Raw genomic sequence first — 12,592 nt, forward strand, 5'->3', positions numbered from 1 at the left:
CGAGGGCGACGTGATATACTGCAAATCAAACCTAGCCGCGAGCTAGACTGCTTAGGGTATCAAAAAATAATCTAAAGCCCAAGATTGGTCTAAAGGTTGCTAGAGTATATTTTTAAGGCTGCTGATTCGTTATAAGGGTTCTGTTTATGTCTAGTGCATTGTCCGTCACGGATGCCACCTTTGAAGAAGAAGTATTAAATAGTGATATTCCTGTACTGGTGGATTTTTGGGCGCCTTGGTGTGGACCGTGTCGCATGGTGGCTCCCGTTGTTGACGAAATTGCCAATGAGTATCAGGGCAGGGTCAAGGTTGTCAAGGTGAATACCGATGAAAACTCTAAAGTGGCCACCGACTACGGTATTCGCAGCATCCCAACACTGATGATTTTCAAGGGCGGTCAAAAGGTGGATATTTTGGTGGGTGCAGTACCCAAAACCAAAATTGAAGCAACCCTTGCCCAGTTCCTCTAGGTTGGATATGCCCTTGTCACTATGGTTCCTGTTGAGCCAGCGATCGTCATCCATGTCAATGGCACTCCTCACACCTTGAGGCGATCGCTCTCAATTCCAGAACTCTGTGACCTGCTCAACATTCACCCCCGCCTTGTTGCCATTGAATACAATGGTGAGATTTTGCATCGGCAGTTTTGGGACACCACCTATGTGCAGGCGGGCGATCGCTTGGAAATTGTCACGATTGTCGGTGGCGGCTGATGCGCGGGTGGCGATGGCCTCTAATTGCGCTACTGGTTTGTCTATGCACCCTCAGCCTCGGAAGCTGTGCTGGCCTAATTACGCCGCGTGGCAACCAATTGGTGACCGCCGTCACCTCAGACCCAAAAACCTTTAACTATGCCCTGAGCCAAGAATCTCCCAATGTCTTTGGCTACCTTTACACAGGGTTAATTCAAGAAAATGGCCTTACAGGTGAGCTAGAGCCAGCCCTTGCTGAGTCTTGGCAAATTAAGCCTGAAACCCTCGAGATTGTCTTTCAACTCAAGCCGAATCTGAAATGGTCGGATGGGATGCCCCTCACCAGTGAGGACGTGGTCTTTACCTACAACGAGATCTATTTCAATCCGGAAATTCCCACCAGTAGCCGCGATATTCTGCGCATTGGCCAGAAGGGGTTGCTCCCTGAAGTGACGGCCCAAGGCGATCGCCAAGTAACCTTTAAGCTCCCCGAACCCTTTGCCCCTTTTTTACGAAACACGGGTCTGCCGATTTTGCCCGCCCATCTGCTGCGGGAGGCCGTACGAGAACGGGATAGTCAAGGGCGGTTGAAGTTTTTGTCAATGTGGGGAACTGATACGGATCCACGGCAGATTGTGGGGAATGGTCCCTTTGTCATGGATCGCTATGTGAATAGCCAGCGGCTGATTTTTCGGCGCAATCCCTTTTACTGGCGATCGCCCCTACCCCATCTTGAACGGTTTATTTGGCAAATTGTGGAATCCACCGACACCGCCATGCTGCAATTTCGCTCAGGCGGTCTGGATTTATTTGCCGTTACCCCTGAGATGTTTTCCCTCCTCAAGCGGGAAGAAAAGCGCGGCCAGTTTCGCATCTACAACAGTGGACCGAGTCCCAACACCCTCTTCTTGTGTTTTAATCTGAATCGTGGGCGGCGCAATGGCAAGCCCCTCGTAGATCCGGTGAAATCGGCGTGGTTTAACGATGTCCGCTTCCGGCAGGCAGTGGCCTATGCCCTCGATCGCCAGCGGATGATTAACAATATCTACCAAGGCCTAGGGGCGCCCCAACACTCAACGATTCCCGTACAAAGCCCCTTTTACTTCTCCCCAGAGCAGGGACTGCCCACCTACCGTTACGATGTGGCCAAAGCCAAGGCATTACTGCAAGAGGCAGGCTTCCGCTACGACAATCAAGGTCGCCTCTTTGATGCTCAAGGGAACCGCGTCCGCTTTTCACTGATTACCAATGCGGGCAACAAAATCCGTGAGGCGATAGCGACACAAATTCAGCAGGACTTGGGGGCGATCGGGATGCAGGTGGATCTGCAATTTTTGGCTTTTAGTACCCTAGTAGATCGCCTGTCCAATTCCCTAGAGTGGGAAGCCCACATCCTTGGTTTTACAGGGGGTGGCAATGAACCCAATAGCGGTGCCAATATCTGGCGCGTGGATGGCCTTTTGCATACGTTCAATCAGCAACCGGCCCCCAACCAACCGCCGATCACGGGTCGAGTCGTGGCTGACTGGGAGCAGCGCATTAGTGATCTCTATGTACAGGGGGCACAGGAACTCAATCTAGAACAGCGCAAGCAAATCTATGCTGAAGCCCAGCGGCTGGCTCAGGAATATCTCCCCTTTATCTACTTGGTGAATCCCCTCTCCCTCACGGCTTTTCGCAATCATGTGGTGGGCGCGAATCCCACCGCTTTAGGGGGAGCGCTGTGGAACCTCGATGAACTGAAAGTGGAAATGGCAGCCATGGATTAGGCCTCTTCGGGTTTGGTCTCCGGTGGCACTTCGGTTCGGTTGTCTGCGGCTAACTGTACCTTGGCCTGTTGCCATAGGGCTTCCAGTTCTTCTAGGGTGTAAGTTTCAAGGGGGCGATCGATGGCAGCCTCAATGCGTTCGAGGCGTTGGATAAAGCGTTGATAGGCCTGTTGCAGCGCATGCACGGGGTCAAGTTGGCACCAGCGGGCGAGGTTAATCACACTAAAGAGCAGATCCCCTAATTCGGCAATCTGGTGTTCGGCATTCCCTTGCAGAAGCGCCTCTTGAAATTCCGCCAGTTCCTCGTAAAATTTCTCCCACGCACCGCTAATGGTCGGCCAATCTAGGCCAGCGCGACTAGCTCGCTCCCCAATTTTCATACCCGCCATCAGGGGGGGCAGGGTACGGGCATAGCGTTGCAGCTTTTGACTCAGGGGGAGGCGGTCTTCAGCCCCTTTTTCAGCCGCTTTGATTTGCTCCCATTGATCGCGCACCTCTTGCGCAGTGGTGAGTGCCACTTCACCAAAGACATGGGGATGGCGGCGGATCAGCTTATCGGTAATCCCTTGAATAACTTGAGCGAGGGTAAATTGATTGGCTTCTTGGGCCAGTTGACTCTGGAGCACAACTTGCAGCAACAGGTCTCCCAATTCTTCGGCGATCGCCCTACTGTCTCCCTCTTGAAGGGCATGGACGACTTCATAGGCCTCCTCAAGAACGTAGGGAATGAGGGTGGTGGGTGTTTGCTGCAAATCCCAAGGGCAGCCTCGCTCAGGATGGCGCAGTTCTCGAACCACGTCAATCAAGCGTTGAAACTGAATCAGTGCCTCTGGTAGGGGGGGTGGCACATACAGTTGTAGCGGGCAGGTGGCCTCCGTTAGTTCTGCTAATTCGCCAAGGGTGAGGAGTGTGCTCTGGTGTTGGGCGTCAATGAGCGTCAAGGGTGTCTCTAAAGGCCAGTGGTGGCGGAGGTGGTGTGCCAAGCGGTGGGCGATCGCCAGCGTCGGAATCTCCGTAATCAGACCCCCTTCAGGCAATTCTGTTGCTTCTGCCAAGACAGTTGCCGCCGACAAAACAGTTAAGGACATGGCCATAGGCGCAATCACTGGACGCTGCATCACGATTGTTTGCCTATCATCGCCAATTTCCTGAGGTTCTTGCTAGGGGTCTCCCAAATGTTGCCCGTCAGGTGGCTGCCCTTAGGGTCAATTGAAAGGAGATAAACTAAGTGTAACGAAACATTTCTTTAGGCTAATCATGGCAGATTTTCTGTTGCGAGCAACGGCTGCGGCTGAAGGCATCCGTGCAGTGGGCGTCATTACCACTCAACTCACCGATGAAGCCCGCCAACGCCACCAACTCTCCTACGTGGCCACGGCTGCTTTGGGACGAACCATGGCCGCTGGCTTAATTCTCGCCTCTAGTTTCAAACAGCCCCAAGCGCGGGTGAATGTGCGCATTCAAGGCAATGGCCCCCTAGGAACGGTTTTCGCGGATGCGGGTGCCGATGGCACGGTTCGCGGCTATGTGCAGTATCCCAGTGTTGAACTGCCCCCCAATGCCAAGGGCAAACTGGACGTGGGTGCGGCAGTGGGTCATCAGGGGTATCTCTACGTCATCCACGATCTTGGCTACGGCTATCCCTATTCCAGCACGGTAGAGCTTGTCTCCGGGGAAATTGCCGAAGATGTCACCTACTACCTCGCCACTTCAGAGCAAACCCCCTCAGCCCTGATGTTGGGTGTTTTTGTTGAAGAGGCCGGGGTGACTGCCGCCGGTGGGTTGATGTTACAGGTGCTACCCAAAGCTGCCAATGATGAACACCTGATCGCCACCCTTGAACAACGGGTGGCCAATCTCAAGGGCTTTACACCCCTGCTACAGGCGGGGCGGACACTGCCAGATATCTTTCAGGAACTCCTTGGGGATATGGACTTGCAAATCTTGCCCCAACGGCAAATGGTGCGCTTCCACTGTGGCTGTTCCCATGAACGGATGCTAGCGGCACTCAAGCTCCTAGGGGAGGCAGAATTAAAGGATATTCTAGCCACAGAGGCGAAGGCGGAAGCCACCTGTCAGTTCTGTAATGCTGTCTATTGGGCGGATCAGCCGATGTTGGAACAGTTGATTGCGGAGTTGGCCACTGCCTCAGTCTAAACTCTTGTTTCTGAGGAGTTTGTGTCATGTCCAGTGTGGTTGCGACTGCCCAACCCCCGTTGGATTTTCTCCCCCAGCGGTTTAGCTATCCAGTTTGGTGGACGGCGGCACGGCTCCTGCCCTTTTACATCCGCTACGGCCTTGGTCTCAATCGGGTGGAAGGGGTGAATGTCGAGACCCTTGCCCGTTATTACGAACAGTTTCAACGGGGGCAGGTACGGCTGCTGATTGCCTTTCGCCATCCTTGTACGGATGATCCTTTGGTGATGGGCTACCTGATGTGGCATCTGTTGCCCCAGACCGCTCAGCGACTGGGGATTCGGCTGCAACCACCGACAAATGGTTATTTTCTCTACGATCGCGGAATTCCCCTCTGGGCAGGGGAGCAAATTGGTTGGCTCTTTTCACGGTTGGGGGGGATTTCCATCATGCGCGGCAAGCTCGATAGCCAAGCCCTGCGATCGGCACGGGAGTTACTCTTGGAGGGACGATTTCCCCTAGCAGCAGCGCCGGAGGGGGCAACGAATGAACACAATGAACTGGTCGCACCTTTAGAGCCGGGCGTGGCACAACTGGGATTTTGGTGTCTGGAAGATTTAACTAAGGCGGGGCGATCGCTCCCTGTGGTCATTCTCCCCGTTGGCATTCAGTACAGCCTCAGTCAGCCCTCTTGGGAACGCATGGGTTGGCTGATGACTCAACTGGAAAACCGCCTCGGCTGCCCCACCAATAGCGACAGTACCCAGCCAGAGGAACTCTACCGCCGCCTGCTCAATTTGGCGATGCACCTACTGGATCGCCTAGAGACCTTTTATGCCACGTCCTACCGCCAAGTCTTTCCAGAGCTGCCCCCCTTTGACTCCCCCAATGCGGAATTGGCGGCACGAATTCAGCGACTCCTCAACAGTGCCCTTGTAGTGGCAGAGTCCTACTTTGGTCTTAAGGCCAGTGAAGATTTTGTGAGTCGCTGCCGACGGATTGAGCAGGCTGCTTGGGAACGGATGTTTCGCGGTGATTTGGCACAACTGTCTGCCGTAGAGCGCTGTCTAGCCGATTGGTTGGCCGAGGAAGCCAATGTGCGATTACGTCATATGCGTCTTGCGGAGCGATTTACCTCGATTACGGGTAGCTATATCCGTGAGAAATTCACGATTGATCGCTTTGCCGATGTGGCACTGATTCTCTGGCGGACGTTTGATTGGCTCGAGGGAAAAAGCCCAAATGTGAATCGCTTGGTGGGCTTGCGGCAGGTGCGCCTCAGTGTCGGAGACCCGCTCAATTTAGAGAGCTATTGGCCGCTGTATCGGCGCGATCGCCAAGGGGCACGTCAGGCCGTCAAGGAAGTCACTGATCAGATTCGCCAACAATTTGAAGCCTTGATTGTGCCTACGGATTCTTAGAGGGATTCAAGCCAAGCACAGGAGCGATCGCCCCTCTTGAAGCTGCTGCAGTGCCCTCAAAAGATCACTCGTCAGTTCTTGGGCAGCACTTTTTGGGTGGGTGACATCGTAATTGCCCGTACTCAAGGGGGCACCAATGATCACCTTGACCTCACTTCCCCACTGCGGATAGGGCTGAGCATAATCGAGTAAAATCGGCAGAATCTGGATCGCTTCTTGACAGCGCTGAGCTGCCTGAAGGGCTAAACGCGCCAAGCCCGGCTTTAGGGGATGAATCTGGCGATCGCGAAAGATATTGCCCTCAGGAAAGACCACCAACGCCTGTCCCTGCCGCAGAAGTTCCACACCTGTCCGCAAGGCACTCACCGAAGGCGCTTGGGTATTGACGGGAAAACCACCACACTGACCAATCACCCAGCCTTGCAGTCCCAGCATTTCATCGTGGGAGACCATGTAGTAGAGGTCGCGGCCACTCACCCGCCGTCCCGTCACATAGGGAATAATGAGCGCATCCCAACGGGAACGATGGGTGGGTGCCAAGATCACAGGCCCCCTTTTGGGTATCTGCTCCTGCCCTTGCACCTCAAGGGTACGAAAATAGCGCCGCAGGACAATATCCCCCACCAGACGGTACATCAGGGGAGTGAGGAGAGGCGAAATGTGGGGGAATGAGGACTTGACAGAATCTAGCATCAGGCGTGAAGAGTGAACCGGCTGTGACACACAAGGACTAGCCTAGGGCGATCGCCCGAATCTGGCTAGGGATGGCGAACCAGTTCGCAAATTGGCAAATTGAGTCCCAGTGAGTTATTGGCTTAGTTATTGGCAATACTCAGAATCCAAGTCCCGATATAACGCATCAGGGGAATATCGCCGGGGGAGCCAATGCGCGCATTGAAGTAGTACATCCCGCCATGATTGGGATTGCGGACATTGTTCAAGACAACTTGTACTGGCGTACCTGCGGGAATGACCTCTGCGGGCACAATGTCAATGACGCGGTTATCGCGGTCAAGGGACACCTCCGCCAATTCAATTTTTTGGCCAAGATTACGGCGGAATTGAAAAAAGCGATTCCCGCGATCGCCCCCTACCCGCACCTCGATACCCCTAGGATCAATAATGCCATTGTAGTAATCGGGATAAGTAATGTTAATGCGATTAATCGCGACTTTTTGTTCACCCAAGCGCAGCCAGTAGCGATCGCCCATAAAACCGGGGGTGCCGTTTTCTAGATGGTATTGGAGTTGCTGCCGTCCACTAGGGCCATCTCCCCAAGTAAACGTAAAGCCCTGATTGGCTTGGGCTCGCACAAGGGCAGGGGTCACAAGACCAAGACTACACCCCAACAGAATCAGAACCGGTAGGAAACGCTTCACCATAGACAACCCTATTACGACACACCACAGATACCTGACTTTCAGACGGGGAGGATTCGCTAGACGTTCCCCTACGGATCAGTCTGCTTAGTATCCTAACGGCAAAGAATCACCATTGCGAAGAAAAATTAAACTTTGTTGAGAGATTTTTCCTTAGTTGCTGGTTTGCTGTACGAGCTGGGCAAAGAATCCCCCACGACTAGTCACACTGGAGGGAGCATCCTTATCAGCCATTTGCACAGCCACAATTTCTGAGGTGAGGACAGTTAACTTCTTGCCCACTTGGCGATCGCACGTCAGTTCGAGGACAGTCGGGGTGCCACTGGCCATCGCCTGCTGAATTTGCTGATAGGCTGCTGTCGCTGCGGCACTTTCCTTGCGTTCAATGCTCACGGGCATGGGGACATGACGCAGAATTAAATCAATCGTGTACATTGCGTTCTTTAATCACTCAGGCTAGGTTCGTATATTCTTCACTGTAAAACGCTGTGGCCAGAAAATCATCGGTGACTCAATGTACTTGTCCACTGTTGGTGGAGCGATCGCAATAGGGGCACATCGACATAGGTCGTCCAACCCACCTCACCGTGAATCACTTGAAAGGGGTAGTCGGGTTCCCCTAAGCAATCCAAGACAAGCGCTGCATCCCGAAAATCATGATCCTTGGTGTAGTCGGTGATCGTGATAATGGTCGCTAGGCGACTGGCGGTGGCTGCCTGAATCCCATTGGCGGAATCCTCAAAGGCAAGGCACTCTTGGGGCGAGAGGCGCATTCTTTCAAGGGTGTAGAAGTAAATATCGGGCGCAGGTTTCTTGGCGGGCACCACATCCCCAGCGGCAATCACCTCAAACCAACTGACGCCATCAGCAGCAAGGGCATTTTCAAGGAGTGCGGTGACATTGGCAGGGGTGGTTGTGGTGGCGATCGCTAAACGTAATCCTGCTTCACGGGCTTCAGTGAGCAGCCGTTTCACCCCCGGCCGCAGGGGAATCGCCCCTTCTGCCAATAGCTCCGTATAGTAGCGGGTCTTCGCCTTGTGCAGGTCGGCAATCAGGGCATCCAAATTTTGGGGACGTAGCCAATCGGGACGAAAGCGATCAAGGTAATACTTCATCCGCTCCTTACCCCCCGCCACCGCCAGCAGTTGACCATAGAGGGGAATATCCCACTCCCAATCTAGGCCTGCCGCAGCAAAGGCTTTATTGAAGGCAATGCGATGGCCGTCCCGCTCAGTGTCCGCTAAGGTGCCATCCACGTCAAAAATCAGGGCTTTGAGGTGAGCCATAGAGGGTTTTTACTCTACCCCTTTTAGGGGAAAACTTAATGGAATGACTGTAATTTTACCAGTCGTGCTCGCACTGCCTGATGATTGCCCACGGGTTCACGGAAGTGCCAAGTTTCCTCAGGACCAAGGCCATAAACCTGTACCGAAACGGCACCGACCCGCTGCCCGGCCTTGTCAAAGAGTTCAAAATCCGCCTGAATCATGCGAAAGTGCTCTTCACTGTAGTTTTTCAGAACGCCCACAATAAACGGTGCACCGCCCTCGAGGTGCCACTTAAAATCGGCCATGGTGACGCCTTGTTGCGCAAGGGTACCGCCAATCAACTGCTGCATGCGTTGCTGTTGCTGCCACTGACCGAGATGATAGCCAAAGATCACTAGTAAACTCACAACCCCAGCGGCGATCGCCACCACCCACGGAGCTGAGGAAGCATACACAGGGGCAGCTAGGGCTGGGTTGGGGGGGCGTAGATCAATCACCTCTTCCCAATCGGGTTTAGGCGACCCTTGAATGCGGCCAATAATTTTAATGCGGGCAATATCGTCGAGGTGAAACTGTCCCAAGCGGGATTTGAGGAGATCCACCAAGGCAGAATAGTGGGCAACGGTGCCGGGGGGCTTATTCAAAACAATGTTTAATTGGTTGCGAAACTGATTGACTTGAACCACAACGGCATGTTCTGAAAGAACGTCCTGAAGGATTTCGCGAATTTGCTCAACTTGTAGTAGCCCCATGCCCGCAACCCCTACCTTGTGGCAACAGAATGACTGTTGGGCAACCTTTGCTTACTGATGGTAAATCTGCCATTCTATGTGCCAGTGTACACAAAGTCCCAGTGATACAAATCTGTGAATTTACAGTATTTTACAGGTGCGGTTCGCAGGCCGACAGCGATCGCAATGGCCACAACGCAATCCCCTTGCCTCAGTGGCAAAACCAAAGGCTTGGAGGAGAAACTGCCAGCGGCAGCCGCGGTGATAGAGAAACTCTTGCATCAACTGTTCTTGAGTGTCTTTGGGCGGCGGTGGCACCTGTGCTAAGGGTTGACGGCAATAGTGAAAAGGGTCTTGCCAGCGGAGTGCCCCCTGTTGATGCAGTAATGCTAGGGTCAATTCCACCTCAGGAAAGTGTTGTCGCAGTTGCGGAAGATTACCCCTGAGGGGCAGATGCGTCTGAAGTGCCATGGCGCGATTGTAGGTATCTTGACTTTGGCGCTGAAAAAAGTGCCAACGCTGTTGGTCTTCGCGATCTAAACCCCAGCGATCGCTCACCAAGGCCAGTGCCTGTGCTGGTTGGCCATCTCGCCCAGCGCGTCCCACCTCTTGGAGGTATTCACTGAGTTGCAGGGGTGGCTGATAGTGGCAAATCCAACGCACATTGGGTTTATTCACCCCCATACCAAAGGCATTGGTACAGACCACAAAGGGCAGCTTATCCTGCAACCAATCGCTCTCGATTTGGCGTCGCTGTGCTGCCGGCAGTCCGCCATGGTAAGCGGTGGTGCGGTGCCCCTGCTCCTGAAGCCAAGTGGCAAGGGTTTCACAGTCGCGGCGGGTGCGGGCATAGATCAAGCCTGAGGTTCTGCCCTGCTGCTTGAGAAATTGCTGGAGGCAATGGCGGCGATACCCCCGACTCCACACAGAGCGTACGGCTAAATGGAGATTGGCACGATAGGGGCTGTGAATGATCTGCACAGGCTGCTCTAGACCTAAAACCTCAATGAGGGTGCGCTGGGTCTTGGGATCGGCAGTGGCAGTAAAGGTAGCGATCGCCAGCCGCGGGTGCAGTGGTTTACATTGGCGCAGGGCAGGCCGCACGGTTCCCAAGCGACGATAAACAGGTCGAAAGCGATCGCCCCACTGTACAAGGCAATGGGCTTCATCCACAATCAAGCCATTGAGTTGAATCGGTGCTGCACAGAGGTGCTGCCAAAGGGGGGTGGAAAATAGGGACTCCGGCGAAAGATACAGCAAACGGTAGTCCCTTAGGTGCGAGAGAATCTGGCGGCGTTGGCGGCTGGGCAGTTCACTATGATAGGCTGCGGCCGCCAGACCCCGTTGCCGCAATTCAGTGATCTGATTTTCCATGAGGGCAAGCAGCGGCGAGATCACTAGCGTCAATCCGCCCTGCAGCACTGCTGGCAACTGAAAACAGAGACTTTTGCCCGCTCCAGTAGGGAGGACAATTAAGGCATCCCGCCGTTGTAAGAGTGCCGTCATCACCTCTGCTTGAGGCGATCGCAACTCAGAATAGCCCCAGTATTGTTGTAGGGCGGCCTGTATGAGATCTATATCGGCATCCGGCATTGCACTGGCTTAAGCCTTGATGAGAAGTCTCAGCGTTGCAAAAAGCGGCACAGTCTTCTGGGAACAGCAAGAGGAGTGAATTTAGAATAATTTTAAGCAAGAAATCCTAGGATGCCTAAGACCCTTTAGGCCTATCACTGTTGCCGAAGTGTAAAACGCTTATGGAGATGAACCTATGGGCATGAAATTTGTGCCGCTGGTGTGCGTGGCAATGTTGGCAGCGGTGGTCGCTCCGGCAACTGCCCAAAGCCGCCGCCAACCCATCAATCCCCAACAATTTCCCATTAGCCAACCTACCCTACCCCAAGCTTTTGAGCGTATTGATGGCAGTCAGGGGTACTGGCAAGATGATTCGATCGCAGGAGATGCTGCTTTTACATTTGGCGCTCCCACTTTTCGCGATAATGATATCGTGAATCGAGGACGGCGGATCAACTACCTTTCCACCGATGCTTGGTACCAGCAAAGCAACCAACCACCGATTCGCACCCGCGATCTCGATAGCCCCTTCTGCACTTCAATGTATGGTACTCCCTTCCCCTGTAACTTGATGGTGGAGTCTCCCTTACCACCACCGCAACCGCCCTTCTTGACCCCCCCACCCCCCCCAGCGGTGATGCCAGCTCCGCCGGTACGTGCCCTGTATTAAACGCAGTGAACAACATGAAGGATTGGGGGCACTGCCCCCTTTTTTGGTGTTTAAGGGGCGATCGCCAAGGAAAAAACTATAGCATCCGCTATGCAGTTCTATTAAAATAGATTGCAGTGGTTAAAAAGCATTAATAAATGTTTTCTTTTTCTTAAAAGTGTTCCCACTGAACCATTAGCGAACTTTTATTTTTCTGATTACGAGCGATCGCAAAACTTATCGTATATTTCCTTTTACCTTCTTTTTATCTTGTTACCTGTTGAAGGACTAGCTCTTGCTCTCTTGAATCCTGTCAAATTCTCTCCTATAGAATGTATAAAACCCATCGCCTATTCAAACTTCTATCAACGGTTCTTCTATTACACATACATCACTGATCTATAGGTTCTCCCTAATTATGCTTACCCATCAAGAACGGCTCTCAATTTTTATCGATGGGAATAATATGTTCTATGCCCAGCAGAAAAATGGCTGGTTTTTTGATCCCCGTCGTGTTCTCGAATTCTTCACCCGTGATCCCAACATTGTATTGGTGAATGCCTTTTGGTACACCGGCCTCAAGGACATGCAAGATCAGCGTTCGTTTCGCGATGCCCTCATTAACCTTGGCTATACCGTACGCACAAAACTGTTGAAGGAATATTACGACGAGACCCTAGGCAAGTATTACCAAAAGGCCAATTTAGACATTGAAATTGTGATTGATATGTTCAACACCGTCGGTCAGTACGATCGCGTGGTTCTCTTTAGTGGCGATGGCGATTTTGAGCGGGCGATCGAACTCCTGCGCTCCAAAAACACCCACATTACGGTTGTCTCCACCGAAGGCATGATTGCCCGTGAGCTGCGCAATGCCACCGATCGCTACATTGATTTGAACGAAATTCGGCCTTTTATTGAAAAAACTGACTCGCAAAATCCCAACTAAAAAGCGCATCCAGCGATCGCCAGATG

General features: G+C 53.0%; 14 protein-coding genes. 7 read left to right on the top strand and 7 right to left on the bottom strand.

What is annotated here, in order from left to right; genetic code table 11:
- Window positions 1-146 precede the first annotated feature (146 nt).
- The 3 genes from trxA to QYC28_RS01990 are packed head-to-tail and all read left to right on the top strand — an operon-like array spanning window position 147 to window position 2,461.
- A complete protein-coding gene (gene trxA, locus QYC28_RS01980; protein ID WP_149817697.1) occupies window positions 147-470 on the top strand; it encodes a thioredoxin in 324 nt (107 codons plus the stop codon).
- Between the two features lie 21 nt (window positions 471-491).
- Window positions 492-713: a sulfur carrier protein ThiS gene (gene thiS, locus QYC28_RS01985; protein ID WP_149817699.1), complete on the top strand. Its 222-nt coding sequence runs from the start codon at window positions 492-494 to the stop codon at window positions 711-713.
- Window positions 713-2,461 carry an ABC transporter substrate-binding protein gene (locus QYC28_RS01990; RefSeq protein ID WP_149817701.1) on the top strand — a complete coding sequence of 583 codons (1,749 nt, stop codon included), beginning with the start codon at window positions 713-715 and terminating at the stop codon, window positions 2,459-2,461. Before thiS ends, QYC28_RS01990 begins: the two co-directional genes overlap by 1 nt.
- On the opposite strand, the gene mazG is transcribed toward QYC28_RS01990, so the two are convergent.
- Entirely contained in the window at window positions 2,458-3,579 is a 1,122-nt protein-coding gene (mazG, locus tag QYC28_RS01995; protein WP_310834796.1) for a nucleoside triphosphate pyrophosphohydrolase, read from the bottom strand. The two genes, QYC28_RS01990 and mazG, sit on opposite strands and share 4 nt — an antisense overlap.
- Before the next feature lie 139 nt (window positions 3,580-3,718).
- Here mazG and hslO point away from each other — a divergent pair, with 139 nt between their 5' ends.
- Together hslO and QYC28_RS02005 are read left to right on the top strand one after the other, a co-directional pair.
- Window positions 3,719-4,618: an Hsp33 family molecular chaperone HslO gene (gene hslO, locus QYC28_RS02000; protein ID WP_149817703.1), complete on the top strand. Its 900-nt coding sequence runs from the start codon at window positions 3,719-3,721 to the stop codon at window positions 4,616-4,618.
- 26 nt (window positions 4,619-4,644) lie between these two features.
- Window positions 4,645-6,018 (top strand): 1-acyl-sn-glycerol-3-phosphate acyltransferase, encoded by a 1,374-nt coding sequence (locus QYC28_RS02005; RefSeq protein WP_149817705.1) that lies wholly within the window; start codon window positions 4,645-4,647, stop codon window positions 6,016-6,018.
- A gap of 6 nt (window positions 6,019-6,024) precedes the next feature.
- Here QYC28_RS02005 and QYC28_RS02010 read toward each other — a convergent pair whose 3' ends face one another.
- From QYC28_RS02010 to QYC28_RS02035, 6 genes are all read right to left on the bottom strand, one after another.
- Window positions 6,025-6,711 (bottom strand): 1-acyl-sn-glycerol-3-phosphate acyltransferase, encoded by a 687-nt coding sequence (locus QYC28_RS02010; RefSeq protein ID WP_286649818.1) that lies wholly within the window; start codon window positions 6,709-6,711, stop codon window positions 6,025-6,027.
- Between the two features lie 122 nt (window positions 6,712-6,833).
- A complete protein-coding gene (locus QYC28_RS02015) occupies window positions 6,834-7,400 on the bottom strand; it encodes a DUF2808 domain-containing protein (protein WP_149817709.1) in 567 nt (188 codons plus the stop codon).
- 150 nt (window positions 7,401-7,550) lie between these two features.
- Window positions 7,551-7,832, bottom strand: coding sequence for a hypothetical protein (locus tag QYC28_RS02020; protein ID WP_149817711.1), 282 nt, complete (start codon window positions 7,830-7,832; stop codon window positions 7,551-7,553).
- Between the two features lie 65 nt (window positions 7,833-7,897).
- The gene (locus tag QYC28_RS02025; protein WP_149817713.1) at window positions 7,898-8,683 is read right to left on the bottom strand and encodes an HAD family hydrolase; all 786 of its coding nucleotides are present in this window, start codon (window positions 8,681-8,683) and stop codon (window positions 7,898-7,900) included.
- Between the two features lie 35 nt (window positions 8,684-8,718).
- Window positions 8,719-9,417: an FxLYD domain-containing protein gene (locus QYC28_RS02030; protein WP_190278163.1), complete on the bottom strand. Its 699-nt coding sequence runs from the start codon at window positions 9,415-9,417 to the stop codon at window positions 8,719-8,721.
- A 120-nt stretch (window positions 9,418-9,537) separates the two neighbouring features.
- Window positions 9,538-10,989: an ATP-dependent DNA helicase RecQ gene (locus tag QYC28_RS02035; protein WP_302679752.1), complete on the bottom strand. Its 1,452-nt coding sequence runs from the start codon at window positions 10,987-10,989 to the stop codon at window positions 9,538-9,540.
- 175 nt (window positions 10,990-11,164) lie between these two features.
- On the opposite strand from QYC28_RS02035, the gene QYC28_RS02040 reads away from it, so the two are divergent.
- The gene (locus QYC28_RS02040) at window positions 11,165-11,638 is read left to right on the top strand and encodes a hypothetical protein (RefSeq protein WP_149817717.1); all 474 of its coding nucleotides are present in this window, start codon (window positions 11,165-11,167) and stop codon (window positions 11,636-11,638) included.
- Between the two features lie 397 nt (window positions 11,639-12,035).
- Window positions 12,036-12,566, top strand: a complete 531-nt coding sequence (locus QYC28_RS02045; protein ID WP_149817720.1) for an NYN domain-containing protein — start codon at window positions 12,036-12,038, stop codon at window positions 12,564-12,566.
- Window positions 12,567-12,592 lie beyond the last annotated feature (26 nt).

The sequence above is a fragment of the Thermosynechococcus sp. HY596 genome (assembly GCF_030518715.1).
Classification (GTDB): domain Bacteria; phylum Cyanobacteriota; class Cyanobacteriia; order Thermosynechococcales; family Thermosynechococcaceae; genus Thermosynechococcus.

What these genes read in the sequence shown, in the direction of transcription:
- QYC28_RS01990 (WP_149817701.1), top strand. Translation starts at nt 713, where the DNA reads ATGCGCGGGTGGCGATGGCCTCTAATTGCGCTACTGGTTTGTCTATGC.
- QYC28_RS02040 (WP_149817717.1), top strand. Translation starts at nt 11,165, where the DNA reads ATGGGCATGAAATTTGTGCCGCTGGTGTGCGTGGCAATGTTGGCAGCG.
- mazG (WP_310834796.1), bottom strand. Translation starts at nt 3,579, where the DNA reads ATGCAGCGTCCAGTGATTGCGCCTATGGCCATGTCCTTAACTGTTTTG.
- QYC28_RS02005 (WP_149817705.1), top strand. Translation starts at nt 4,645, where the DNA reads ATGTCCAGTGTGGTTGCGACTGCCCAACCCCCGTTGGATTTTCTCCCC.
- QYC28_RS02025 (WP_149817713.1), bottom strand. Translation starts at nt 8,683, where the DNA reads ATGGCTCACCTCAAAGCCCTGATTTTTGACGTGGATGGCACCTTAGCG.
- QYC28_RS02030 (WP_190278163.1), bottom strand. Translation starts at nt 9,417, where the DNA reads ATGGGGCTACTACAAGTTGAGCAAATTCGCGAAATCCTTCAGGACGTT.
- QYC28_RS02045 (WP_149817720.1), top strand. Translation starts at nt 12,036, where the DNA reads ATGCTTACCCATCAAGAACGGCTCTCAATTTTTATCGATGGGAATAAT.
- thiS (WP_149817699.1), top strand. Translation starts at nt 492, where the DNA reads ATGGTTCCTGTTGAGCCAGCGATCGTCATCCATGTCAATGGCACTCCT.
- QYC28_RS02035 (WP_302679752.1), bottom strand. Translation starts at nt 10,989, where the DNA reads ATGCCGGATGCCGATATAGATCTCATACAGGCCGCCCTACAACAATAC.
- hslO (WP_149817703.1), top strand. Translation starts at nt 3,719, where the DNA reads ATGGCAGATTTTCTGTTGCGAGCAACGGCTGCGGCTGAAGGCATCCGT.
- trxA (WP_149817697.1), top strand. Translation starts at nt 147, where the DNA reads ATGTCTAGTGCATTGTCCGTCACGGATGCCACCTTTGAAGAAGAAGTA.
- QYC28_RS02020 (WP_149817711.1), bottom strand. Translation starts at nt 7,832, where the DNA reads ATGTACACGATTGATTTAATTCTGCGTCATGTCCCCATGCCCGTGAGC.
- QYC28_RS02015 (WP_149817709.1), bottom strand. Translation starts at nt 7,400, where the DNA reads ATGGTGAAGCGTTTCCTACCGGTTCTGATTCTGTTGGGGTGTAGTCTT.
- QYC28_RS02010 (WP_286649818.1), bottom strand. Translation starts at nt 6,711, where the DNA reads ATGCTAGATTCTGTCAAGTCCTCATTCCCCCACATTTCGCCTCTCCTC.